Origin of the sequence: Kribbella sp. CA-245084 (assembly GCF_050942355.1) — a bacterium.
Lineage (GTDB): Bacteria > Actinomycetota > Actinomycetes > Propionibacteriales > Kribbellaceae > Kribbella.
The window spans coordinates 9,140,479-9,163,790 of the sequence record NZ_CP192053.1 but is presented as its reverse complement, the minus strand read 5'-3'; the positions used below and the strand labels follow the sequence as shown (position 1 = coordinate 9,163,790).

The 23,312-nt window shown below is 68.3% G+C and carries 27 protein-coding genes; 17 read left to right on the top strand and 10 right to left on the bottom strand.

Annotation, left to right across the window (positions count from 1 at the left end):
* Positions 1–21: 21 nt before the first annotated feature.
* Positions 22–1,179: an NAD-dependent epimerase/dehydratase family protein gene (locus tag ACQPYH_RS44160; RefSeq protein WP_432884572.1), complete on the top strand. Its 1,158-nt coding sequence runs from the start codon at positions 22–24 to the stop codon at positions 1,177–1,179.
* Here ACQPYH_RS44160 and ACQPYH_RS44155 read toward each other — a convergent pair.
* Positions 1,166–2,068, bottom strand: coding sequence for a LysR family transcriptional regulator (locus ACQPYH_RS44155; protein WP_432884570.1), 903 nt, complete (start codon positions 2,066–2,068; stop codon positions 1,166–1,168). The two genes, ACQPYH_RS44160 and ACQPYH_RS44155, sit on opposite strands and share 14 nt — an antisense overlap.
* 124 nt (positions 2,069–2,192) lie before the next feature.
* Here ACQPYH_RS44155 and ACQPYH_RS44150 point away from each other — a divergent pair, with 124 nt between their 5' ends.
* Positions 2,193–3,401: an MFS transporter gene (locus ACQPYH_RS44150; protein WP_432884568.1), complete on the top strand. Its 1,209-nt coding sequence runs from the start codon at positions 2,193–2,195 to the stop codon at positions 3,399–3,401.
* Here ACQPYH_RS44150 and ACQPYH_RS44145 read toward each other — a convergent pair.
* Genes ACQPYH_RS44145 through ACQPYH_RS44130 form a run of 4 tightly spaced genes read right to left on the bottom strand, consistent with a single transcriptional unit; the run spans position 3,398 to position 7,274 of the window.
* On the bottom strand, positions 3,398–4,120 hold the full coding sequence (locus tag ACQPYH_RS44145; RefSeq protein ID WP_432884565.1) for a methyltransferase domain-containing protein: 723 nt from the start codon (positions 4,118–4,120) through the stop codon (positions 3,398–3,400). The genes ACQPYH_RS44150 and ACQPYH_RS44145 overlap by 4 nt on opposite strands.
* A 42-nt stretch (positions 4,121–4,162) precedes the next feature.
* Positions 4,163–5,164, bottom strand: a complete 1,002-nt coding sequence (locus tag ACQPYH_RS44140; protein ID WP_432884562.1) for an alanine racemase — start codon at positions 5,162–5,164, stop codon at positions 4,163–4,165.
* Between the two features lie 4 nt (positions 5,165–5,168).
* Positions 5,169–6,299 (bottom strand): lipid II:glycine glycyltransferase FemX, encoded by a 1,131-nt coding sequence (locus ACQPYH_RS44135; protein ID WP_432884559.1) that lies wholly within the window; start codon positions 6,297–6,299, stop codon positions 5,169–5,171.
* A 54-nt stretch (positions 6,300–6,353) separates the two neighbouring features.
* Positions 6,354–7,274, bottom strand: a complete 921-nt coding sequence (locus ACQPYH_RS44130; protein WP_432884557.1) for an SDR family NAD(P)-dependent oxidoreductase — start codon at positions 7,272–7,274, stop codon at positions 6,354–6,356.
* 119 nt (positions 7,275–7,393) lie between these two features.
* Here ACQPYH_RS44130 and ACQPYH_RS44125 point away from each other — a divergent pair, with 119 nt between their 5' ends.
* The 3 genes from ACQPYH_RS44125 to ACQPYH_RS44115 are packed head-to-tail and all read left to right on the top strand — an operon-like array spanning position 7,394 to position 9,916.
* A complete protein-coding gene (locus ACQPYH_RS44125) occupies positions 7,394–7,960 on the top strand; it encodes a TetR/AcrR family transcriptional regulator (RefSeq protein WP_432884554.1) in 567 nt (188 codons plus the stop codon).
* A complete protein-coding gene (locus ACQPYH_RS44120) occupies positions 7,957–8,676 on the top strand; it encodes an SDR family NAD(P)-dependent oxidoreductase (RefSeq protein ID WP_432884551.1) in 720 nt (239 codons plus the stop codon). The genes ACQPYH_RS44125 and ACQPYH_RS44120 overlap by 4 nt, the downstream gene beginning before the upstream one ends.
* A gap of 31 nt (positions 8,677–8,707) precedes the next feature.
* Positions 8,708–9,916 (top strand): MFS transporter, encoded by a 1,209-nt coding sequence (locus ACQPYH_RS44115; protein WP_432884548.1) that lies wholly within the window; start codon positions 8,708–8,710, stop codon positions 9,914–9,916.
* On the opposite strand, the gene ACQPYH_RS44110 is transcribed toward ACQPYH_RS44115, so the two are convergent.
* A complete protein-coding gene (locus ACQPYH_RS44110) occupies positions 9,885–10,418 on the bottom strand; it encodes an NUDIX domain-containing protein (protein ID WP_432884545.1) in 534 nt (177 codons plus the stop codon). The genes ACQPYH_RS44115 and ACQPYH_RS44110 overlap by 32 nt on opposite strands.
* Positions 10,419–10,446: 28 nt before the next feature.
* Between ACQPYH_RS44110 and ACQPYH_RS44105 the strand changes: the two genes are divergently transcribed.
* Positions 10,447–10,965, top strand: a complete 519-nt coding sequence (locus ACQPYH_RS44105) for a hypothetical protein (RefSeq protein WP_432884543.1) — start codon at positions 10,447–10,449, stop codon at positions 10,963–10,965.
* On the opposite strand, the gene ACQPYH_RS44100 is transcribed toward ACQPYH_RS44105, so the two are convergent.
* Both ACQPYH_RS44100 and ACQPYH_RS44095 read right to left on the bottom strand, forming a co-directional pair.
* On the bottom strand, positions 10,958–11,761 hold the full coding sequence (locus tag ACQPYH_RS44100; RefSeq protein WP_432884540.1) for a deoxyribonuclease IV: 804 nt from the start codon (positions 11,759–11,761) through the stop codon (positions 10,958–10,960). The genes ACQPYH_RS44105 and ACQPYH_RS44100 overlap by 8 nt on opposite strands.
* Before the next feature lie 30 nt (positions 11,762–11,791).
* Positions 11,792–12,292 carry an Lrp/AsnC family transcriptional regulator gene (locus tag ACQPYH_RS44095; RefSeq protein ID WP_432884537.1) on the bottom strand — a complete coding sequence of 167 codons (501 nt, stop codon included), beginning with the start codon at positions 12,290–12,292 and terminating at the stop codon, positions 11,792–11,794.
* A gap of 94 nt (positions 12,293–12,386) precedes the next feature.
* On the opposite strand from ACQPYH_RS44095, the gene ACQPYH_RS44090 reads away from it, so the two are divergent.
* From ACQPYH_RS44090 to rplI, 5 genes are all read left to right on the top strand, one after another.
* Entirely contained in the window at positions 12,387–13,505 is a 1,119-nt protein-coding gene (locus ACQPYH_RS44090) for an MFS transporter (RefSeq protein ID WP_432884535.1), read from the top strand.
* Between the two features lie 196 nt (positions 13,506–13,701).
* Positions 13,702–13,992, top strand: coding sequence for a 30S ribosomal protein S6 (gene rpsF / locus ACQPYH_RS44085; RefSeq protein WP_130386399.1), 291 nt, complete (start codon positions 13,702–13,704; stop codon positions 13,990–13,992).
* A 92-nt stretch (positions 13,993–14,084) separates the two neighbouring features.
* Complete coding sequence (locus tag ACQPYH_RS44080) at positions 14,085–14,681, top strand: single-stranded DNA-binding protein (RefSeq protein WP_432884532.1); 597 nt, start codon at positions 14,085–14,087, stop codon at positions 14,679–14,681.
* 72 nt (positions 14,682–14,753) lie between these two features.
* Positions 14,754–14,987: a 30S ribosomal protein S18 gene (rpsR, locus tag ACQPYH_RS44075; protein ID WP_012924539.1), complete on the top strand. Its 234-nt coding sequence runs from the start codon at positions 14,754–14,756 to the stop codon at positions 14,985–14,987.
* A gap of 14 nt (positions 14,988–15,001) precedes the next feature.
* Positions 15,002–15,448, top strand: a complete 447-nt coding sequence (gene rplI / locus ACQPYH_RS44070; RefSeq protein WP_137255987.1) for a 50S ribosomal protein L9 — start codon at positions 15,002–15,004, stop codon at positions 15,446–15,448.
* A gap of 73 nt (positions 15,449–15,521) precedes the next feature.
* Here rplI and ACQPYH_RS44065 read toward each other — a convergent pair whose 3' ends face one another.
* The gene (locus ACQPYH_RS44065; RefSeq protein ID WP_432884525.1) at positions 15,522–15,788 is read right to left on the bottom strand and encodes a hypothetical protein; all 267 of its coding nucleotides are present in this window, start codon (positions 15,786–15,788) and stop codon (positions 15,522–15,524) included.
* Entirely contained in the window at positions 15,785–17,212 is a 1,428-nt protein-coding gene (locus ACQPYH_RS44060; protein WP_432884523.1) for a hypothetical protein, read from the bottom strand. The genes ACQPYH_RS44065 and ACQPYH_RS44060 overlap by 4 nt, the downstream gene beginning before the upstream one ends.
* A gap of 248 nt (positions 17,213–17,460) precedes the next feature.
* Here ACQPYH_RS44060 and ACQPYH_RS44055 point away from each other — a divergent pair, with 248 nt between their 5' ends.
* From ACQPYH_RS44055 to ACQPYH_RS44030, 6 genes are read left to right on the top strand one after another with little or no spacing between them, the layout of a single operon-like run.
* The gene (locus ACQPYH_RS44055) at positions 17,461–18,078 is read left to right on the top strand and encodes a DUF6668 family protein (RefSeq protein WP_130443141.1); all 618 of its coding nucleotides are present in this window, start codon (positions 17,461–17,463) and stop codon (positions 18,076–18,078) included.
* A gap of 15 nt (positions 18,079–18,093) precedes the next feature.
* Complete coding sequence (locus ACQPYH_RS44050; protein WP_130443139.1) at positions 18,094–18,369, top strand: conjugal transfer protein TrbC; 276 nt, start codon at positions 18,094–18,096, stop codon at positions 18,367–18,369.
* Positions 18,370–18,407: 38 nt separating this feature from the next.
* Positions 18,408–19,265, top strand: coding sequence for a hypothetical protein (locus ACQPYH_RS44045; protein WP_432884518.1), 858 nt, complete (start codon positions 18,408–18,410; stop codon positions 19,263–19,265).
* Positions 19,262–20,215 carry a hypothetical protein gene (locus ACQPYH_RS44040; RefSeq protein ID WP_432884515.1) on the top strand — a complete coding sequence of 318 codons (954 nt, stop codon included), beginning with the start codon at positions 19,262–19,264 and terminating at the stop codon, positions 20,213–20,215. Before ACQPYH_RS44045 ends, ACQPYH_RS44040 begins: the two co-directional genes overlap by 4 nt.
* 1 nt (position 20,216) lies before the next feature.
* Positions 20,217–21,800 carry a hypothetical protein gene (locus tag ACQPYH_RS44035; RefSeq protein WP_432884512.1) on the top strand — a complete coding sequence of 528 codons (1,584 nt, stop codon included), beginning with the start codon at positions 20,217–20,219 and terminating at the stop codon, positions 21,798–21,800.
* Positions 21,787–23,295: an SCO6880 family protein gene (locus ACQPYH_RS44030; RefSeq protein WP_198681568.1), complete on the top strand. Its 1,509-nt coding sequence runs from the start codon at positions 21,787–21,789 to the stop codon at positions 23,293–23,295. Before ACQPYH_RS44035 ends, ACQPYH_RS44030 begins: the two co-directional genes overlap by 14 nt.
* Positions 23,296–23,312: the final 17 nt, after the last annotated feature.

The following is a 23,312-nucleotide window of genomic DNA, read 5'->3' as shown; positions in this document are numbered from 1 at the left end:
CCGACGGAAGGCGGCCGAGCCGTGCGTGTACTCGTCCTGGGCGGTGACGGCTATCTGGGGTGGCCGACTGCACTGCACCTCTCCGACCGCGGCCACGACACAGCCGTTCTCGACAACATGGCCCGCCGCGGGTACGACCGCGAGCTGGGCGTCCAGAGCCTGGTGCCGATCGAGGACCTCGAGGCCCGGGCGGCAGCCTGGGAGGAGGTCTCCGGCAAGCGCATGCCGACGTACGTCGGTGATCTGCTCGACGCCGACTTCGTCTACCGGGTACTGAGCGAGTTCGAGCCGGACGCGATCGTGCACTTCGCCGAGCAGCGCGCCGCACCGTACTCGATGATCGACCGCGCACACGCTGTGTACACGCAGCACAACAACGTGGTCGGCACGCTCAACCTGATGTACGCCATCGCCGAGACCAACCCGGACATCCACCTGGTCAAGCTCGGCACGATGGGCGAGTACGGCACGCCGAACATCGACATCGAGGAAGGCTGGCTGGAGGTCGAGCACAACGGGCGCAAGGACCGGATGCTCTACCCGAAGAAGCCCGGCTCGTTCTACCACCTCAGCAAGGTGCACGACTCGCACAACCTCGAGTTCGGGTGCCGGATCTGGGGGATGCGCGTCACCGATCTCAACCAGGGCGTGGTGTACGGGCAGCAGACCGACCAGACCGTGCAGGACGCGCGGCTGGCGACCCGGTTCGACTACGACGCCGTGTTCGGCACCGTGCTGAACCGGTTCTGCATCCAGGCCGTGCTCGGCGAGCCGCTGACGGTGTACGGCGCCGGCGGTCAGACGCGCGGTTTCCTGGACATCCGGGACACCGTCGAGTGCATCCGGCTCGCGGTGGAGAACCCGGCCGACGCCGGCGAGTTCCGGGTCTTCAACCAGATGACCGAGAGCTACTCGGTGTCCCAGCTCGCCGACCTGGTCGCGGAGTGCTTCCCCGGCCCGGTCCAGGTCGAGCACCTGGAGAACCCGCGCGTCGAGCAGGCGGAGCACTACTACAACGTGAAGCACACGGGCCTGGTCGGCCTCGGCCTCCAGCCGCACCTGCTCTCGGAGACCCTGATCGAGTCGATGTTCGACATCGTCTCCGCCAACAAGGACCGAGTCGACCCAGCAGCCCTCCTCCCCACAGTCCGCTGGAAGGGCCACCTCAAGCAGCGCTGAGCTTCGACCTCACCAACTCGGTGAACCGTCGCGCCGCGGGCGTGGCGGCGTGCCCGCTCGGCACCACCAGATCGACCCGGCGTTCCAGGCTGGTCCCTTTCAAGGGGACCAGCCGGAGCGCCGCGGTCGATCGTGGGTGCAGTGTGAAATCCAGACCCTGCGGCACGAGCGCGATTCCGACACCGGCCGCGACGAGGTCGAGGACCATGCTCCACTCGTTCACCACGCAGGCGATGCGGCGGTGCAGGCCGGCCTCCGCGAACGCTCGATCGATCTCGGACCGGATCGCCCACGCGGGCGGCGCCTCGACGAACCGTTCGTCGGCCAACTGCGCCAGACCGACCGCGGTCTCACGCGCCAGCGGGTGATCGGCCGGGCAGGCCAGCACGATCGGCTCGGCGAGGAGCGGTACGACGTCGAGCCCGGCGGGATCGCCGTCGAGCAGCGCGACCAGCGCGCAGTCCAGACCGCCGTCGGCCACCAGCCGGACCATCTCCGACGCGGCCAGTTGTTGTACGGAAATCTCCACCCGCGGATGTGCGAGTGCGAACTCCGCTAGCCAGGTGGCGAACGGAAGCGTGTGGCCGGTGGTCTGTAGCGCGCCGATCCGCAGCTGCCCGGCCAGTACGCCGTGCACCTCCTGGACCGTCTGCCGCGCGTGGTCGGCTGCCTCCAACGTACGGCGAGCAGATGGGACGAGCGCCTCGCCCTCCGCCGTCAGCCGGATCGGTCTGGTCCCGCGGACGAACAGCAGTGCGCCGACGTCCTTCTCGAGTGCCCGGATCGAGGTGGACAGGCCCGACTGCACGATGTGCTCGCGGGCCGCCGCCGTGGTGAAGCTGCGCTCCTCGGCGAGTGCGACGAAATGCCGGAGATGCCGCAGTTCCATACCGACAGTATCTCCTACAGAGATGGAACGCATCTGAAGTAGTCCCCGCAGAGCTGGTATCGCCGGCGGAGACGCACCCGTTGGGGATCGAGTGGACGATCCCACGACGAGAGGCATTCGCCCGATGAGTACGACTACCGCCGTGCGTACGACGAACCGGCACCTGACCGGATTCTGGTTCGTCGCCACGGCTTTCCTGACCCTGATGGCGTTCGGCACGGCGCCGACACCGCTCTGGCCGATCTACCAGGTCACGGACCACTTCGGCGCGTTCACGGTGACCGTCGCCTTCGCGGTCATGGTGATCGGCGCGGCCTCGAGCTTCCGTCTGCTCGGCCACCTGTCCGACCGGCTCGGCCGGCGCCGGATCATCCTGCCCGCGCTCGCGACCGGGATCGCCTCGGCCGCGGTGCTCGCCGCGTGGCCGCAGCTGCCGGGCCTGTTGATCGGGCGGATCCTGACGGGTGTCGCGGTCGGGCTGATGGCGTCGACCGCGACGGTGTACCTCACCGATCTGTATCGCGAGGTCCGTCCGGACGCCGGGTCGGCATTTCCGGCACTGGTCGCGACCGTCTCGAACCTCGGTGGGCTGGCGATCGGGCCGCTGGTGGCGGGTGCGCTGGCGCAATGGGCGCCGGCTCCGGTGCGCACGTCGTACCTGATCTTCGGTGGGTTGATGGTGGTTCTGCTGCTGTTGGTGCTGTCGTCGCCGGAGACGGTCGACACCGAGTGGGCGGACCAGGATCGGCCGGCGCGCTTCGCCGTCCGGGAGGGTCAGCGGGGTGCGTTCCGGTCGGCGGCGGCGCTGGGGTTCTTCGCGTTCGCGGTGATGGGGTTGTTCTCGTCGCTCGGGGCGATCATCGTGCGCGGGCAGTTGGGCATCACGTCGTACTTCGTTGCCGGGCTGGCGTCGTTCGTGTGCTTCGCGGCGTCCGCGGTCACGCAGTTGGCGCTGCGCCGGGCCGCGCACTCCACGGTGTTGCTCATCGGCACGGTGATGTTCCCGGTCGGCCTGGCCTTGACGGCGCTGTCCCTCTACCGACCGGCGTTGTGGCTGGTCCTGGTCGCGGCAGGACTCGCAGGCGGCGGAGCCGGCCTGCTCTTCAAGAGTGCGGTCGTCACCGCAGTCGTCGCCGCCGAGCCGTCCTCGCGAGCGGGCGTCCTCGCGACGTACTTCGTGATCGCGTACATCGGCATGGGCCTACCGTCGATCGCCTTCAGCCTGGTCATCCGCCACTTCGCCCTGCGCCCGTCGATGATCGGCTTCGCTGCTGTCCTGTCGATCGGCGCTGTCATGGCCGCGAGTCAGTCGGTCAAGAAGCAGCGGACCTAGCGGCGGGCGCCGATCAGGATTGTCGGGATCGCGGCCAGGAAGTGCCCGCGGCGGGCTCTGGCGGCCTGTTCGGCCAGCCAGGTGCCGGCGTCTTCCTCGGTAATCAGGGCCTGGTCGACGGCGGCGGTAGCTGCCGCCTTCAGCTGCGGGGCCATCTGTTTGTGGTCGGTGATCACCTCGGTGTGTACGACGACCTCGACGTCGCAGAACTTGGCGTCGAGGAGGACCTCGCGGAGGGTTCGCGTCGCGCGCGGCGACACGGTGTGCGACTCGAGCCCGAGGCGGATGACATCGGTCAGGTCTTGGTCTGAGCTGGTGATCATCACGAAGCCGTAGTCCTGGCCGCCGAGCACGATCCGGCCGCCGGGACGCAGTACGCGGTGTGCCTCGGTGATGGTCGGGACCGGGTCTTCGAGCAGGTGGAACAGGCGCATCGCGCGGTAGCCGTCCATCGAGCCGGCCTCGAGTGGCAGGTCGTCGGAATGTGCCACGTGAAACATTGCCCCGGGCGCCCGCTCCTGCGCGGCCTCGATCGCGTCCGGATCGGCGTCGATCCCGGTCACCTTCAGGCCCTTGCGGGTCAGCTCCGCGACCGCATGCCCCGCACCGCAGGCCACATCGACACAGGTCGCGCCGCGCTTCAGCCCCAGCAGCCGGTACGACGCCGCGCGCAGCTCGGCCGCACCGGGCCGTTCCTCGATCCGCTCCAGAAACCTCATGAACTCACGCTGCAACTTCAGGTGCACCTGAAGTCAACAACGTCAGTCCATCGACACCTTGTCGAACGTCGTGGTCGTGTACCGGACGTCGAGGTCGACCTCGTCGCCGACCGCCGGCGGAGCCACCGACGACGGCAGGAACAGCATGCTGGCCTGCATGTGCGGCGGCTCGGCGAACCAGCGCTGCTTGCCCTCGATGCTGAACGGCGACAACGCCATCCCGGCCGCGTCCAGGCTGCCCTTCGCCATCGCGATCGCCCGCTGCCGCACGCTCGCCGCCGCGGTCGGCGCCTCCAGCCCGACGCCGTGCGCCGTACCGCCGGAGACGATCAGGATGTGACCGTCGCCGCTGACCCGGCGCTGCCGATAACCGACGCGCTCACCCCGGCGGACCGAATGTACGTCGAGCACGGTCGCCCGGACCGTCAGCGCACCGCGGTCGCCGAGCCACAGCCCGGTGCCCATCCGGAGCTTCACGTCGGGACCGATGTCGGCCAGCTTCTGCGCCGGCACGTGCGACACCCACAACGTGCCCTTGCGGACGTCGAGCGCCGCCTTCGCCAGTTGCTGGGCCTCGCGCAGGTTGGCCGACGTACCGCCGGCGCCCATCGGGAAGTGCAGCGACCAGCCCTCGAAGCGGATCCGGTCGAGGGCGTTGAGCAGCATCGTGTGCCGCAGCTCCCGGGCCCCGATGCCGTGGCGGCGCATCGAGGTCATCACCTCGATCAGCACCCGGCTGCCGGCCGGGATCGAGACCAGGTCGGCCAGCCGGCTGACGGTGTGGATCACGTTCCTGCTCTGCGGCACCTCGAGGAACGGCCGCCACGGCGACAGCACCACGACGTCCTCGCGTGGATCCGCGGGGACCTCGAAGTACGTGCCGACCGCGACCGTCCGGGCGCCCAGCGCCCGCGCCTCGGCGAGCAGCCGGTGGTTGCCGAACCCGTACCCGTTGCCCTTGGCGACCGGAACGATGTCGGGGTTCCACGTGGAACGCAGGTGATCACGCCATCGATCGGAATCGACGTGCAGGACTAGGGGCATGGTGTCAACGCCGTCTCATGTAGAGGTCGAATGCGGTGTAGAGCGCCTTGTTCAACGGCAGATCCCACTCACCGACGTACTCGACGGCCTCGCCGCCGGTCCCGGTCTTGAACTGGATCAACCCGACGTGCGGGTCGTTCGGGTCCAAGGTGTCGGTGATGCCCCGTAGGTCGTACACGGACGCGCCCGCCGCGAGCGCGTCCGTCATCATGCGCCACTGGACCGCGTTCGATCCACGCACGTCTCGCTTGGCGGTCGAGCTGGCACCGTAGGAGTACCAGGAATGACCGCCGACCCGGACCCAGATCGTCGACGCGACCAGGTCGCCCTCGTGATGGGCGTTGTAGATCCGGAAGTCACAGCAGCCCGACGGCTGGTTCGCCATCGCGGCGTACATCTTCTCGAAGTACGGCAGCGGCCGCGGCGTGAAGTGGTCGCGGTGTGCGGTCTCGACGTACAGCCCGTGGAACGCCTTGATGTCCTCGGGCCCGCCCTGCGTCACCTCGACGCCGAGCTTGTCGGCCTTCTTGATGTTGCGCCGCCACAGCTGGTTCATGCCCTTGAGCAGGTCGTCCTCGCTCCGACCGGCCAGCGGCACCTGGAAGACGTACTGCGGTTGCCCGGCCGCGAAACCCTCCGCGACCCGCGGCGCCTTCCAGCCCAGCTTGCGCAGTTGGTCGGTGACGATAGCGCCGGACGGCTCGATCACGTCCGGGCGGACGTCGCCGAGCTTCGGCTGCTGGCCGCCGGCGATGGCGTCCTTGATCGTCTTCGCGGTCCAGCGCCGGGTCGCGATCGGCGGACCCATCCGGATGCCGAACGCGCCGCGCTCGAGCAGGTGCGCGGCCAGCGGACGCAGGTAGGCGCCGAGGTCGATCGCGTCCCAGTCGATCACCGGGCCTTCCGGCAGGTAGGCGAGGTACCGCTTCACCTTCGGCATCTGCCGGTAGAGCACGAGGCCCACGCCGACGAGCTCGGCCGGGTTCGCCGCGTCGTACCAGCCGAGTGACTCCGCCTTCCACTCACTCTTCACCGCCGCCCAGCCAGGGGTCTGCAGGAAGCTTGCCGCCGGCTGTGCCGCGATGTAGGCGGCATGCTCGTCGGCCGAGATGGTCCGAATGCTGAAGTCACTCACGGGGGGTCAGAGTACCGGCCCAACCACGGGAACCGTAGCTGAGCCGGTTTCTGATCAAACCTGTGCGAGCAGCTTCTCGGACAGGTCCCACAAGCGAGTGGCCGACTCCGGATCCAGCGCGTACGGCGCGACGCCGTTCCGCTCGCCCGCGACGTTGGGCAGTGCCTCCTGGTTGTCCTCGAAGTACCTGCCGGTCACGCCGAGCACGACCGGGGATGCGGCCAGTAGTACTGACGTCGCCGCACCCTGCTCCACTGTCTTCCAGCGGTACTGGTCCCAGCCCGCCTGGATCTCCTCCGGGACGTGCCGCTGGAGAGCGGTCCGGATCCCGCCGGGCATCAGCGCGTTGGTGACGATCCCGTCGGCGGCCCAGCGCTTGGCGGCCTCGACCGCGAACAGGATGTTGGCGGTCTTCGACTGCCCGTACGCCGCCCACGGCTCGTACGCGCGGTGCTCGAAGTGGAAGTCATCCAGGTGCACATCCGACTGCAGATGCGCGCTCGAGCTGACCGAGACGACGCGGGCGTCACCCGCCGCGGCAAGTGCGTCATGCAGGCCGAGGGAGAGGCCGAAGTGACCGAGGTGGTTGGTCGCGAACTGGTGCTCCCAGCCTTGTGGCGTGCGGTTCAACGGCTCGGCCATCACGCCGGCGTTGTTGACCAGGATGTGCAGCGGGCCGGTCCAGCTGTCGGCGAAGGCGCGCACCGACACCGGGTCGGCGAGCTCGATCGGAGCGACGAACACGTGGTTGTTGCCGGTGCTCTCGATGATGTCCGCGGCGACGCGTTCGCCGGCCGCGGTGTTGCGAACGGCGAGCGTCACCTCGGCGCCCGCCCCGGCGAGCGCGCGGGCGGTCTCGACGCCGATCCCGGACGCGCCGCCGGTGACGACCGCGCGGCGGCCGCTCAGGTCGACGCCGTAGATCACGTCGGCCGCGGTCGACTCGTACCCGAACGGAGTGGTGAATCTGCTCATCAGTGACAGTCCTGTTCTGCGAGCTAGGCTTAACCGGAGGGGCCTCCGGTAATTCCAGTTAACCGGAGGTGCCTCCGGTTATCAAGGTCCGCTAGGTTTGACGCCCGAGGGGAGGGGACATGAGTGCTACCGGGGAGCGTCCGCTGCGCGCGGACGCACAGCGCAATCGCGGCCAGATCCTCGACGCCGCGGCGCGTTCGTTCTCCAAATGCGGGCTGGAGGCGACGCTCGAGGGCATCGCGAAGGACGCCGGCGTCGGCATCGGCACCCTGTACCGGCACTTCCCGACGCGGGAGGCGTTGATCGAGGCGGCGTACCGCAGTGAGCTCGCGGCGGTCTGCGATGCCGCGGCGGAGCTGCTCGCGAAGCTCCCGCCCGCTGAAGCGCTGCGGGCGTGGATGGATCGCTTCATCGACTACATGTCCCGCAAGATGGGGATGGCCGACGCGCTGCGGGCGGTGATCGCCTCCGGCGCGGACCCGTACGCGCAGAGCCGCGACCTGCTCGTCGGCGCGATCACGCCGATCCTCGAAGCCGGTGCGGCCGCGGGCGATCTGCGGTCCGACATCACGGCTGACGACGTACTGATCAGCCTCAGTGGCGTCGGGCTGGCCGCGTCCGACCGGCGCGAGCAGGCCGACCGCCTGCTCAATCTGCTCATCGACGGCATGCGGTACGGCGCGTGACGCGCAAGGTCGCGCTGGTCACCGGGTCTGCGTCCGGCATCGGAGCAGCGACGGTGCGGCGCTTGGCTGCGGACGGGATGACCGTCGCGGTGCACTCGCGATCCAGTTACGAGGCCGGGAAGGCGCTGGCCGCCGAGCTGGGCGGGTCGTACCACCAGGCCGATCTGTCCGACGACGCGGCGGCGCAGGCGTTGGTGCCGGACGTGGTGAGCGAACACGGGCGTCTCGACGTACTCGTGAACAACGCCGGCATCAGCTGGCCCGTCCCACACGCCTCACTCGACGGACTCACTGCGGACGACTGGCGTCGACTGCTCGACGTGAACCTGATCGCGCCCTGGTTGTTGTGTACGGCGGCCCTCCCGGCGCTGCGCGAATCCGGCGGATCCATCGTCAACGTGACGAGCCACGCCGGCGTACGTCCGAAGGGCAGCTCGATCGCGTACGCCGCTTCGAAGGCTGCACTGAACCATGTGACGAAGTTGTTGGCGGCGGCGCTCGGACCTGAGGTTCGCGTCAATGCAGTCGCGCCCGGTCTCGTCGACACACCGCTCACCGAGTCGTGGACAGACGCGCAGGAGCTGTGGAAAACCGCGAGCCCGATGCGTCGCGCCGCGCAGCCGTCAGATGTCGCGGACTTGATCTCCGCAGTTATCCACAACAGCTATCTGACGGGTGAAGTCATCCTGCTCGACGGCGGCCTGAACCTCCGCTGATTCTGTCGGTGGCCCCTTCTACGATCGCGGGATGTCTTTGGGTCGGGACTTCCGTCGGTTGTGGGTTGCGTTCACGGTCAGTGCGTTCGGATCGGCGGTGGGTCTCGGGGCGTTACCGTTGGTCGCGGTCATCGTGCTCGACTCGAGCACGCTCCAGGTCTCGATGCTCGCCGCGTTGTCGGCGCTGGCCGGCGCCGCGATCGCCTTGCCGATGGGCGATTTCATCGAGCAGCGCCGGAAGCGGCCGGTGATGATCGCGGCGGACCTGGTGCGGTTCGTGGCTCTCGTCTCGGTGCCCGTCGCGGCGGCGTTCGGCGTACTGACGTATGCACACCTGTGCGTGGCGGGCGTGCTGCAGGCTGCCGGGACGATCGCGTTCCAGGCAGCCAGCGGTGCTCATCTGAAGGCCCTGATCCCCGCGGCCGGGCGGGCCGAGGCGAACAGCCGCTTCGAGCAGACGAACTGGCTTTCGTTGAGCGTCGGCCCCGCGATCGGCGGCGGGCTGGTCAGCCTGGTCGGCGCGACCATCACGCTCGCGGTCGACGCGGTGTCGTTCCTCGGGTCCGCGATCGGGATCCGGCGGATCCAGCAGCCCGAGCCAGAGCCGATCAAGCGCGAGGGGAAGGCGGACATCACCGCGGGCTGGCGGTACATCCTGCGGCACCGCGGGCTGCGAGCGCTGTTCTGGAACTCGCAGCTCTTCGGCGGGCCGGTGATGCTGACCTCGCCGTTGCTGGCGGTCTTCATGCTGCGGGACCTCGGGCTGGCGACGTGGAGCTACGGCGTGTTCCTCGGCATCTCCTGCATCGGTGGGGTGATCGGTGCGCGGATGGCGCCTCGGCTCACCCGGCGGTACGGGCTGCACTGGATGCTGCTGGTGTTCGGCGTACTGCGGGCGCCGTGGCTTCTGCTGTTCCCGCTGGCGCCGCACGGGATGGGCGGGTTCGTGCTGCTCACCGTGGCGGAGATCGGCCTGCTCGTCGGCGCGGGGGCGTTCAACCCGTCCTTCGCGACGTACCGGATGGAGCAGACAGAGGACGGGTATATGTCGCGCGTGGTGGGGGCCTGGTCGATCAGCTCGCGGTGCGTGCAGCCCGCGTTCATCGCGCTCGGCGGGGTGCTCGCGACAGTCATCGGGATGCGCGGCGCGTTGTGGGTCGCGGGCATCAGTTGCACGCTCAGCGCCGTACTGCTGCCGTGGCGGGCCGCTAAACCAGCTGTCGTGCCTGAGCCAGCCTGACGATCGGACCCATCACACCGCCGGGCTGACCGTCGAGGTAGTCGGCCGCCTCGGCCGGCGACAGCACCAGCACCTCGGTGACCTGCTCGCCGTCCTCGGGGTTGGTCGGCTCCTGCTCGATGACGACGTCGGCGACGAAGTTCGCCCAGTACGAGACCGGATGCGGCAGGTGCGGACGGTACGGCGCAGGCCGGCGATGATCGGCACGGTGGGCGCCGAGCCAGGTCAGCGGACCGGTCAGCCGGGCACCGGCCTCCTCGAGCAGCTCGCGGCTGACGAGCTCCTCGATCGTCTCGCCGGGCTCGCGGGTGCCGCCGGGCAGGAAGCGCCAGCCGAGGTCGTTGCCGCAGACAACGATTCCGCCGCTGGTCCGGCAGACGACGTGGACGTTGCTGATCAGCTCGTCCGGCGGTTGGTCGACGGTGAACCGAACGTCGAGGTCGCCCCACTCCCAGTAACCGGGTGCGAACAGCTCGGGGAACTGCTCTGGCCAGGCCTGCATAGCCTCATTCTGCGCTACCGTCGCACGCATGGCGCACCCCGACCCCGAGCCCGAGTCCAAGCGCCCCGACACCGAGCCGGCCCCGGCAGCTGAGGCCGAGGCGGGGTCCGAGTCTGAGGATGACACCGGGACCGAGGCCGAGGTCGAGGAAGAGAGTGCCGAAGCCAAGCAGCAGCGGACGATCATCCGCTTCCTGTGGTACTGCTCCTGGCTGACCGTGTTGACCGGTGTCTTCCTGCTGTCCGGGCTGCTCCAGACCTTCAAGACCTACAGCGGCCTCGCGTGGCTCGGTGCGGTCGTGGCCGTCCTCTGCCTGCTCGCGCTGATCGCCGCGTACGTCGCCTGCGCCCGCGGCCGGCTCACCTTGCGGACTCGCCTGCTCGGCCCGGTCGACCTGTTCCAGCTGAGCACCCTGGTCATGGCGGCCGCCGTGATCTGCGGCCTTCTCGTACCGTCGAGCAATACCGCCGCGCTCGCGCTGCTCCTCCCGTGGGCGCTGACCTACTGGATGTACGGCCTGGACCGGACGAAGACGCCGACTACTTGAGGTGTGCCCGCAGGTAGTCCAGGTCGGCCTTCTGTCCGTTGTTCGCGTTCGGGGTCTCGACGACGACCGGTGCGCCGGCCGCCTGCACGACCGCGACGATGTCGGCCGGGTCGATATGACCCTCGTCGAAGTTGCTGTGCCGGTCCGCGCCGGAGCCGAACTCGTCCCGTGACCCGTTGGCGTGCACGAGGTCGATCCGCCCGGTGATCGCCTTGACCTTCTCGACGATCGTCGGCAGCTCCTCACCGGCCGCATGGAAGTGGCACGTGTCCAGGCAGAATCCGACGTTCTCCAGCCGGTCGTTGCCCGAGGCCTGCACCGCCTCCCAGAGCCGCGCGATCCGCTCCAGCTGCCGAGCCATCGCGTTCTCGCCGCCGGCCGTGTTCTCGATCAGCAACGGCACCGGCAGCTCGGCCCGCTCGATGCACTTGCGCCAGTTGTCGAACCCGGCCTCCGGGTCGTCCTCGTCGCCGACGTGACCGCCGTGCACGATCACGCCCTTGACGTCGATCTCGGCCGCCTTGTCCAGCGTCTGCTGCAACAGCTTCCGGCTCGGGATCCGGATCCGGTTGCTCGTGTTCGCGACGTTCAACCGGTACGGCGCGTGCACGTACAGGTCCACGCCCGCGGCGGCGGCGCGGGTCTTCAGCGCCTCCTCGCCATCGGCGTACGCGAGCTTGGGCGCCTTGTAGTCCTGCGGGTTCCCCAGGAAGAACTGCACCAGGTCAGCACCCCGATCAGCGGCCTCCGCCAACGGGTCATCCTGCTCTACGTGCGCACCAAGCTTCACAGTCATGACCCCACCCTAGGACTCCCCACGGACAGTTCAGGAACCCCATCCTGCCGACCGCGTCACCGTCCGCTCGTCCTCGCTCGGCGGCTGCACCGGCCGGCCCTCGAACTCCGTGGACAGGACGATGTGAGTGTTCATCTCACCGTGCTCGCCGAGTCGCTCGAACAGCCCTTCCAAGTGCCGCATCGACGTCACCCGGACCCGCAGCATCGAGCAGGAGTTGCCGCTGAGCTTGTGGATCTCGAGTACTTCGGGGAAGTCCTCGGCGCGTGTGGTCTTCAGCAGGCACCGACCGGTCGTGCAGCGCATCTGGACGAACGCCGACAACGGCTGCCCGGCCCGCGCCGGGTCGATCTCAGCGCGGTAGCCCTTGATCACCCCGGCCTCCTCCAGGCGTCGTACCCGGTCGGCGACCGCCGGCGGGGAGAGGTTGACCCGCTTGCCGAGCTGGTTGAAGGAGAGGCGTCCGTCCGACTGCAGGGCGGCCAGGATCTGCCAGTCGGTCGAGTCGAGTTCGCGCTCCTGAAAGGTCATGTCCCCAGAACACCTTCGATATCGCTCCTCCACAAGGGCAGACGCCTTCCTTCGAGCATTCAGCGCGACGGTCCGCCTTTCTAGCGTGGTAGGCATGCTGATCCCCGTCGTTGCCGCCGCCGCCCTGATGAACGCCGCGATGGTCGCTGCCAGTGCAGTCAGCGCCATCCTGATCACCGACGCCCTCGGTCCGGCACTGGCCGGCCTTCCCAACACCGCAGGTGTCCTCGGCACAGCTGCCGGAGCCATGGCGGTCGGCCGCTGGACAGCTCGCCTCGGACGCGCCCAAGCCCTCCGGACCGGGTACGGCGTGGGCGTTGCCGGAGGAGCGTCGACGGTTCTGACCGCCGTGGGCGCACCGATCGCGCTCCTCTTCGTGGGCATGTTCCTGCTCGGCGTGGGCAACGCAGCAAGCCTCCTGTCCCGGTACGCCGCGGCCGATGCCGCACCGCCTTCCCAGCGTTCCCGGGCGATGAGCACGGTCATCTGGGCCAGCACACTCGGTGCCGCGGGCGGACCGTTCCTCATGGCACCGTCCCAGTCCTTCGCGTCCGGCTTCGGTCTCCCGGCGATCGCAGGTCCGTTCCTCCTCGCCTTGGCGGCGGTCTTCTCCGCACTGGTCGCGTCGACGTACATCCGGCGTACCAAGTCGACCGAGGCGCCTCAGGTCCGTCGAGTGTCCGGCGGGCGCTCAGTACTACTGGCGGGCGGCGTCATGGTTGTGGGCCAGTTGGTGATGGTGTCCGTGATGACAGCAGTCCCTGTCCACACCCACCTGCACCACGACGGACTCGGGCTGCTGGGAGTCATGCTGTCTGTCCACACCCTGGGGATGTTCGCCCTGTCTCCACTCACCGGCTGGTGCATCGACCGCTTCGGGCCTCGCGTAGTGACGCTGGCCGGGCTGGCCGGGTTGCTGGCCGCCGCAGTACTGGTCACTCGGACCGGACTGGTCTTCACACCGGCACTGTTCTTGCTGGGCTACGCGTGGAACCTCTGCTACCTCGGCGGCAGCGCCCAGCTCGGATCAGCCGAGCTCGAGAGCCGAGTGGAGTCGTCGATCTGGACCGTCTCCGCGCTCGCCACCGCGACGTCGCCGTGGCTGTTCACGCTCGGCGGCTTCCCGGTGCTGTCGGTGATCTCGGTGATTCTCGCCGTACCGTTGCTCGTGCTGGTGCTCCGTCGCGGTGAGCGCATCGTCGTAGCTCAATGACACAGAGTCATCACAACAGGCCTGTGGATATGGTCAATAGGCCGTTCGGACGCTGGTATTCTCTTGATGTGGCCCGGTCCTCGACCGGGCTCGCTGCTTGGCGTCGACGGCAATTGTCGGCGTGGAGCACAATCGCATCGCCCTCCTGCCACGGAGAGACCGTGGCCGCCAAGTCCGAAGGAGGTGGAGTTCGCGCATGCGTCGTTACGAAGTCATGGTGATCCTCGACCCGGAGCTCGATGAGCGCACCGTAGAGCCGTCCATCGACCAGTACCTGAACATCGTCCGCAAGGAAGGTGGCACGGTCGAGAAGCTCGACATCTGGGGTCGTCGCAAGCTTGCCTATGACGTGAAGAAGAAGTCCGAAGGCATCTATGCCGTCGTCGACCTGACCGCCGAGCCGGCGGTGGTGAAGGAGCTCGACCGTCAGCTCACGCTGAACGAGTCGATCCTGCGCACCAAGGTCATCCGGCCGGACCAGCACTGAACCTGGGGTCGTCCTCAGCCATCGGTACTGTCGGCACCGGCCGGTACCAATAGCTGTAGACACAGCCACACCCGATAGCAGGAGGAACGGCAATGGCAGGCGAACCACCTATCACCCTGATCGGAAACCTGACGGGTGATCCGGAACTGCGCTTCACGCCCTCGGGCGCCGCGGTGGCGAATTTCACCGTCGCGTGCACTCCGCGGACGCTGGACCGGCAATCGAACGAGTGGAAAGACGGGGAAACCCTCTTCATTTCGTGCGCGGTGTGGCGTCAGGTTGCCGAGAATGTTGCCGAGTCCCTGACCCGCGGTTCCCGGGTCGTCGTCACCGGCCGCCTCAAGGCGCGCAGCTACGACGACCGCGACGGGAACAAGCGCACCGTCTTCGAGTGTGACGTCGAGGAGATCGGCGCGAGCATGCGCTACGCGACGCTGAAGATCTCCAAGACCTCGCGTTCCGACGGTGGCGGCGGCGGTTTCGGTGGTGGCGGTGGTGGCGGCCAGCAGTTCGGTGGCGGCGGCAACCAGGGAGGTGGCAACCAGGGCGGCGGCTACGGCGGCGGTCAGGGTGGCGGCCAGCAGAACGACCCCTGGGCAACCCCGCAAGGCGGCGGCGGTCAGTCCGCCCCGCAGAACGACCCCTGGGCCAGCCAGGGCGGCGGCTCGATGGAGGAGCCCCCGTTCTGATCGGCCCGCAAACCCGTTAGGGACCATTCCGGCACTCGTGCCGGGCTCTGGAAATAGGAAGAGAGCACCACAATGGCCAAGATCATTCGGAAGCCGAAGAAGAAGGTCTGCGGCTTCTGCAAGGACAAGGCGACGTACGTCGATTACAAGGACACCGCGCTGCTGCGCAAGTTCATCTCGGACCGCGGCAAGATCCGCGCCCGCCGGGTGACCGGGAACTGCGTGCAGCACCAGCGCGATGTCGCGACCGCTATCAAGAATGCTCGTGAGGTGGCCCTGCTGCCGTACACGAGCACCGCTCGCTGAGGGAGGCGCGGACCATGAAGCTCATCCTGTCTCAGGAGGTCGAGGGCCTCGGGGCTCCCGGCGACATCGTCGAGGTGAAGGACGGCTACGGCCGTAACTACCTCGTCCCGCGCGGCCTGGCCATCGGCTGGACCCGCGGTGCCGAGAAGCAGATCCAGACGATCAAGCGGGCGCGTGACGCCCGGGCGATCCAGGGCAAGGAGCACGCGAGCGAGGTCAAAAACCAGCTCGAGCAGCTCAACGTGACCCTGGCCGTCAAGGCCGGCGACACCGGCCGCCTGTTCGGCTCGGTCACCCCGGCCGACATCGCCACGGCGATCAAGTCCGCCGGCGGCCCGTTGGTCGAGAAGCGCGCGATCGCGATCGCGTCGCCGATCAAGACCACCGGTAAGCACCAGGTCGCGGTTCAGCTGCACCCGGAGGTGGCCGCTACGGTCCGCCTCGAGGTTGCCGCTAACTGACACCACAGCAACGCACGAAGGCCCGCGTTCCCGGAAGGGAGCGCGGGCCTTCGTCGTCGGCGGGTCTCTTTGTTCAGCCGCCGGGCTGTTCCTGGACGGTCGGCCACTCGACCGGAGCGGGTTCCGACGAGCTGTCGCTGGTGTCGTCCGACTTCGTCACCGCGGGCCACTCCACCGGCGCCGGTTGCGCAGCCTCGCCGTCGTTGTCGTCGGGCAGGGCAACCGTCGGCCACTCGGTCGGAACCGGTTCGTTGTCGTCGGCAAGCGCCTGGGCGGACGGCAACAGCAGTACGCCGACCGCGGCCAGCGTCAGCACCGCCCGACGCAGGGTCGCGGTCATCGTGCGGCCGGGTTCAACGCATAGACGACCGAGTTGTAGACGATGATCGCGTGGTTGCCGGCGATACCCCACGGGCGGACCGGAGCAGGGTCCAACAGGTGCTGCGGCTTGCCCGGCGTGACGGCGTACATCTTGCTGCCCATCGTGCCGTAGATGAACGAACCCGTGATCGACAGCGGGTGGAAGTCATTGAGCAGCACGGTCCTCGGAGTGGCCAGGTTGATCAGGCATGCACCCCAGGCGGCCATCCGGCGGTTCGGGTCGGGCACCCAGTCCCAGGACTGGACATCTGTTGCCGACGACGGCTGGCAGACCGCGACGACCTTGCCGCTCGCGGTCGAGTGCACGGTGGGGATCACCTTCTCGGGATCCTTCGTCTGCCACAACGCCAGTGCGTAGTCCGGGCTGGCGGTGAGCACCTGCTGGGGCTTGTCGGAGATCGCGCCGCCCGGCTTCTGCGGCGTGATCGTCTGCAGCGGCTTGTCCGGCGCACTCCAGAACAGCGGGCCGTGGTACTGCGACATCAGCGCGCGATCCCCCTCGGCGAGCAGGATCGTGGACAGCCGCGGCTGGTTCGGCACGGCCTTGAGCTCGCCGCCCGACATGACCATCGCGCCGCCGGTGCCGCTCAGCGTGATCAGCGGGGACTTGCCGAAGAATTGCACCTTGGCGCCGTCGGGGAGCCCGACCTTCTTCGGCTCCGCGCCGCCGCCGGCCCAGTAGATCAAGGTGTCCTGGGTGGCGACCGCCAGGACCAGCTTGCCGTCGATCGTCGTGTAGACCGGGCTCTCGGAGTCCTTCGGTACTTCGTCCTGCCACAGCACCTTGCCGTTGGCATCGAAAACCGCGACCTTGCCGTCGTCGGTCAGGATGGCGACCTCGGTGCCGTCGGGCTTGATCGCGGGTGAGGTGCCCTCGGACAGGTTGACCGTCCAGCCGGCGTGGGTCGTGAAGCCCGGGGGCACGTTCCCTGGAGGGAACTCGTCCGGAATGACCCGGGGGCCGGGCAGGGACGGCAGCAGCGGCGAGGCGGTGACGGTCGGCTTCTTGTGCAGGTTGGGCTTGATCACGGCGACGAACACGATCGTGCCGATGACCAGGACGCAGCCAACGACCATCGCGACGATGATCGGCCAGATCGGCTTCTGGCCGCCGCTGCGGCCCCGGCCGGAGTCGGCCTCGATCGCCTCGACCTGTCCGTCCGGGTGGATGATGAGCGGCCAGGAGGCGCCGTCGGACTCGACCGCGGTCGCCTTCACCGCGCGGCCGAGCTGGGCGGCCCGCTCGCTGACGAGCTGGATCGCGGCCTGTCGCGGATCGTGATGATTGACCGGGTGGCTCCGGCCGGCGATCTTCACCTCGGCGTTGTGGTCGTCGTACAGCCGAATCGTGACCTTCGGCCAGGAGGGGATCTTCTCAGCCACGATGTCCTCTCATTCCCGCCACAGATCTCCCTCGCTCATCAGACTTCGACGTCCTCGTTCTAGCATGTCCCCCGCACGAGGCATGCCAGGGATTCCGGGCAGGCAGAAACCACACGAGCCCGGCGGCTCGACTGACCCCGACAAGGGGGTAGAAACATCCTCGCCTGTGGATGGGTCACGAAAGTACACCCGGAAAGCGAGAGAATACTGTGGGCGACAGCCTGTGACGCACCGCGAGAGGAGGGGCCATGACGCAGAACCCGTGGACACGAGAGCAGTCTCCGGGTCCGCAACAGCCGTCGCCGGGCCCCACCCAGCCGGACATCACCCCTCGGGGGCCGTCCGCCCCGCAGCACGGGGTGCCGGCGCCCGCGGAGGATCAGCGCCTGCCCAAGTTCGCTATCCCGGTGGCAGACACGTTGTGGTGGGTCGGTGTGCACGGCGGCGCCGGCGAGTCCACGATGTCTCTGCTGCTGCCGGGCACCCGGGCGGCCAACCACCGTTGGCCGATCCCGCCGCCGCCGGTGCCGACCCCGGTGATCCTGGTCGCGCGGACCCACGGGTCCGGGCTGCGTGCCGCGCAACGAGCCGCGATCGAGTGGGCCTCGGGAGTCGTCCAGGGAGTGGCTGTGCTCGGCCTGGTGCTGATCGCGGACGCACCGGGCCGACTGCCTCGCGTGCTCGACGACTTCGCCGACATCGTCGGCGGAGGTGTTCCGAGAGTCTGGGACATCCCCTGGATCGAGGAGTGGCGCAGAGGGGAGGCTCCCACGCCTGACAACACCCCGGACGAGGTCTTCGAAGTCCTTGAATCCATCTACGCTCTTCGCGCGTCAAACCCAGCGGACTACCCCGCCCCGTACTGAAAGGTATTCACAACCATGATGTTGGTACACCACCTCGTCACGGAGCTCAACACCATGACGCTCCCGCTCGACGCGCCTCCCGGCGTTCAGCCCGGCCTGGACAAGGTGCTCGGCTGGGTCAAGTGGATCGCGTACTCGGTCTGCACGCTCGGCATCCTGATCGCCGGCGGCATGATGGCTGTCGGTCAGCGCCGCGGTGAAGGTGGCGAGCACGCCGCCCGCCTCGGTTGGGTCCTGGCGGCCTGCATCGTGATCGGCGCGGCGACGGCACTCGTCGACGCCCTGAAGTGATCGCGGTCAGCGGCGACCTGCTCGGAGGCTGATCGCAGGTGGGACTGTTCAGCAGGGATCCGGACTCCGGTGGCGATTCCGACGGCGAAAAGACCAGCTTCCTCGAGGAGCGTGGTTTCGTCGCGTCGGCGATCGTCATCGGAGCCGTGCTCATTTGCCTGGTGGTCTGGGCGGTTGCCAGTAACGGCTCGGACACTCCGGCCGCCAACCCCAGCCAGTCGCCGAGCACCATCGCTCCTACTGAACAGCCCACTGAGTCGAGCGGGCCGGTCGCTACGCCGACCGAGCAGCCGACCGCGACCAAGACGGCTCCGCCGCCGCCGAACAGTCACACCGGTGGCTGCCACGACAGCAATCCGGATCAGGCGATCCCGCGGCTAGCTGCGCCGGCTGCGGTCACGTGGCAGTTCGAGGGCGAGATGCTGGTCCCGATCCAGGCTGCGGCCGGGCCCGCGTCCACCGCCACGAGCGGCGTGCGCTCGTGCTTCGCGCACTCGCCGACCGGCGCGGTGTTCGCCGCGATGGTCCTGCTGGGCCAGGTGCAGAACCCTGAGGTCAGTGTCGCCGCGCTGAAGACGCGGGTGCTGGCCGGTCCGGGCCGGGACGCCGCGATCGCTGCCGCCAGGTCCGAGCTCCAGACACCGCCGACCGAGGCCGGCGACGTCCAGTTCTCCGGCTTCAAGGTGCTCGACTACCCGCGGAACGCCACCCGGACGATCATCCAGGTCGTTGCCAACCTCAACAACAAGGCGTACGGCGCGCTGCCGATCACCATGCAGTGGTCGCACGGCGACTGGTACGCGGTGCTGCAGGACGACGGCACGTTCAACGGCTCGGTCGAGCCGGACATCCTGTCCAGTCTCAACGGCTACGTTAGGTTCAGTGGTGCGTCATGATCGCCCTTGGATGTTCCAAGTGGCCGTGGGACTGGGACGACTGCATCCGGGACGGCCTGCAGACCGCGATCCAATGGGCCTTCGGCAAGTTCTTCGACTTCATCTTCCAGGCCATCGCCAGCGTCGTCGTGAATGCCGTCGAGGCGGTCATGAATGCGGTCGCCCTGCTCTGGATCAACATCCAGACCCCGGACATCGCGCAGAACACCCCGGCCATCTGGGTGCAGCAGCACACGAACTTCATCATGGTGTTCATCGCCTCGCTCGCGGTCATCGTCGGCGCGGTCCAGATGGCTATCTCGCACCGTGGTGAGCCGGCCAAGGAGATTCTCCGGTCGCTGATCACGCTGGTCGTGGTGACAGCGTCCGCGACGGCCTTCGCCGGGACGTTGATCGCGGCCGCGGACGGGTTCTCCACCTGGATCGTCCACGAGGCGCTGAACGCCGAAAATCACTGTGTCGCCGTCCCGGTTCTGGACACGGTCCATCCGGCGAACAGCAAGGACCAGTGCTTCACCGATGCGCTCACGCAAGCGCTGGTGAATCCGCTGAAGAGTCCCGCCGAGCAGTTCGGCTGGTTGCTGGTGATCTTCGTCGGCATCCTGATGGTGATCTCCTCCATCATCCAGCTCGCGCTGATGATCATCCGCTACGGCATGCTCGTGCTGCTGGTCGGTGTGCTCCCGTTGACCGCGGCGGCGACCAACACCGAGATGGGGATGATGTGGTTCAAGCGGTCGCTCGCCTGGCTGGCCGGATTCATCATCTATAAACCGATCGCGGCGCTGATCTACGCGACCGCGATCTACCTGATGTCGGTGCCGACCGTGGACGGCGCGCCCGCCGGGACGCCGCAGACCCTCAAGATCGTCACGGGCGCCACGATGATGCTCCTGGCGATCGTCGCGCTGCCGGCCATTCTTCGATTCGTCTCCCCGAGGACGTCTTGACATGATTCCGCTCAACTGGGCCACGGATCTGCTGAAAGAAGCCGTCTCGGCGGTCCTTGCCCCCGCCATGGAAGCGGTGATGAAGTTCGTGTTCCAGCCCATCCTCGACGCAATCTCCGGTGCGGTCGGCACCTTGATGTCCACGATCGCGACCTTCTGGATCTACGTGCCGACACCGTCGGTGGAGGGCGCTCCCGGTCAGCCGGCCAACGACACGGTCAGCTGGGTCTGGTCGCACACGCAGTTCATCGCGCTGTTCATCGCGGCGATCGGGCTGATCGTCGGCGCCATCCAGATGGCCTGGACACAGCGCGGTGAGACGGCTCGCGATCTGCTCCGCTCGCTGATCACCCTGGGGGTCGCCTCGGCCTTCTCGATCGCCGTCGCGCAGGCGCTGATCACCGCCGGCGACACGTTCTCCAAGTGCATCGTCAGCTCCTCGCTGAGTTCGAGCGGAGACTTGTGGGTCAAGAACTGCGACCAGATGGGCTCCGGCGACGCGAAGGCGTTCGGTGCGAGCATGTCAGTGGTGCTGGGCTTCGCCGCGGTCGCGGCACTCGCCGGTTCACCGCTGCTGATCGGCATCATGATCGCGGTCGGCATCCTGTGCGTGATCGCCGGCGTGATCCAGATCGTGCTGATGGTCGTCCGCAGCGCGATGCTGATCCTGCTGCTCGGCGTACTGCCGATCTCGGCCGCCGCGACGAACACCGAGATGGGCCGAAATTGGTTCAAACGAATAATCGCGTGGTTGCTCGCCTTCATCCTCTACAAACCGGTGGCGGCGATCGTCTACGCGACAGCGATCCGCCTGGTCTCGAACAACGGCGCCCCGCTGCACTTCGACGGCACCAATGCGGCCGACGTCGGCAGCCTGGTGATGAACGTGGTCACCGGCCTGACGATGCTGGTGCTCGCGCTGTTCGCATTGCCGGCCCTGATGCGGTTCATCGTGCCGATGGTCTCGGCCACCGCGGGCGCGGCCGGCGCCGGCATGATCGCGGCCAAGATGATGCCCGGCATGGACAAGCTCGGCGACATGGCGAACAAGCAGACCAGCCAGGGTGCCGACGACGGCGGCGGGGGCGGAGGCGACGGCCCGTCCGGCGCGCAGAACGTCGGTAGAGCACAGCAGCAGGCTCCGAGCGGTAGTGGCGGTGCCGGTGAGGGTGCTGCCGGTGCTGGTGAAGGTGCCGCGGCCGGTGGCGAAGGCGCGGCGGCCGGAGCGGGTGCCGGTGCTGGAGCCGGGGCCGGAGCGGGCGCGGGAGCTGGTGCTGCGGCGGCGGCCGCGCCGGTAGCGGCTGTGGCTGCTCCGATCATGGTGGGTGCTGCGGTTCTCAAGGGCATGTCGGATGCCGGCAAGACGATGGCGGCCGAGACCACCGACCAGGGCGACGCAGCCGCCTCGCAGTCTTCGAGCAGCGGCCCGAGCGGCAGCAACGGGTCTGGCGGCTCGAGCCGGGGCGGCGGGGGCCAAGGACAGCAGAGCGGCGGGGGCAACCAGCCTCCACCTCCACCTGGCCCTAGCGGCAGCGGCGGAGGCGACGACCAACCGACACCGGAAGGCCCAAGTGGCAGCGGCTGAGAACGTACGACGCGCACCTCGCACCTACGGCAACTGGCGCCAGCCCGCCTCGGCGGGTATCGGCGGCTTGGGCATGCTCGGCACGGCCATCCTGATGGGCGGCCTGCTGATGGTCGTCATCGCGACGATGTCCGGCGGTCTGCCCGCAGCGATGGTCACGCTGCTGGTCGTCGGCGTCGTACTGCTGCTGCTGATGACCAAGGACAAGCATGGGCAGTCCACGCTGCAACGGATCTCGACCCGAATTGGATGGCAGCGAGCAAAGATGGCAAAGCACAACATCTACCGATCCGGTCCTCTCGGCCGTACGGCGTGGGGCAAGTTCCAGCTCCCCGGCTTGGCCGCGTCGTCCCAGCTGAGTGAGTACAAGGACTCGTACGGGCGCCCGTTCGCCCTCCTGTACTACCCGAGCACCCGGCACTTCACGGTCGTCATCAACGCGGAGCCGGACGGTGCCTCGCTGGTGGACGAGGAGCAGGTCGACATCTGGGTAGCGCACTGGGGCCAGTGGCTGGCGTCGCTCGGTCACGAGCCGGGGATCGTCGCGGCCTCGGTGACGGTGGAGAGCGCCCCCGACACGGGGATCCGGCTGCGCCGTGAGGTCGGCAACAACATGATGGACGGGACGCCGGCCATCGCGCGGGCGATGCTCACCGAGGTTGTGCAGACCTACCCGGAGGGCTCGGCGCTCGTGTCCGCCCGGGTTGCTCTGACCTTCAAAGGCACCGACCGCAGCGGCAAGCGCCGTAAGGAAGACGACATGGGTCGCGAGCTCGCGGCCCGGCTGCCTGCGCTGACCCAGAGCCTGAACGCGACCGGTGCGGGTGCGGCCCGGCCGGTCAACGCGCAGGAGCTGTGCGAGGCGATCCGGATCGCGTACGACCCGGCGTCCGCCGTACTGATCGATGAGGCTCGTGGCCAGGGCATGCCGCCCGAGCTGCAGTGGACCGACGTCGGCCCGTCCGGTGCGCAGGCGTTCTGGGACAAGTACCGGCACGACTCGGCCTGGTCGGTGACCTGGCAGATGTCGCAGGCGCCGCGTGGTGAGGTGTTCTCGTCGGTGCTCTCGCAGCTGGTCGCGCCGCACGTCGACATCGACCGCAAGCGCGTCACCCTGCTCTACCGCCCGCTGGACGCCGGTACGTCGGCTCGCATGGTCGAGGCCGACAAGCGCAACGCGTCGTTCCGCGCCAGTACGTCGAGCCGCCCGTCCGCCCGCAGCCTGGCCGAGGCGCGTGCCGCCGACCGGTCCGCGCAGGAGGAAGCGCGCGGTGCGGGTCTGGTCAACTTCGGCATGATCGTCACCGGCACGGTGATGACGGTCGAGCAGATCCCGGACATGATCGCTGCCATCGACAACCTGGGCGCCACCGCGCGCGTTCTGCTCCGCCCGGCGTTCGGGTCGCAGGACTCCGCGTTCGTGGCCGCGCTGCCGCTGGGCGTCGTACTGCAGAATCACCTGGCCGTCCCGGCCGGCCTGCGGGAGTCTCTATGATTGGACAAAGCAGCACG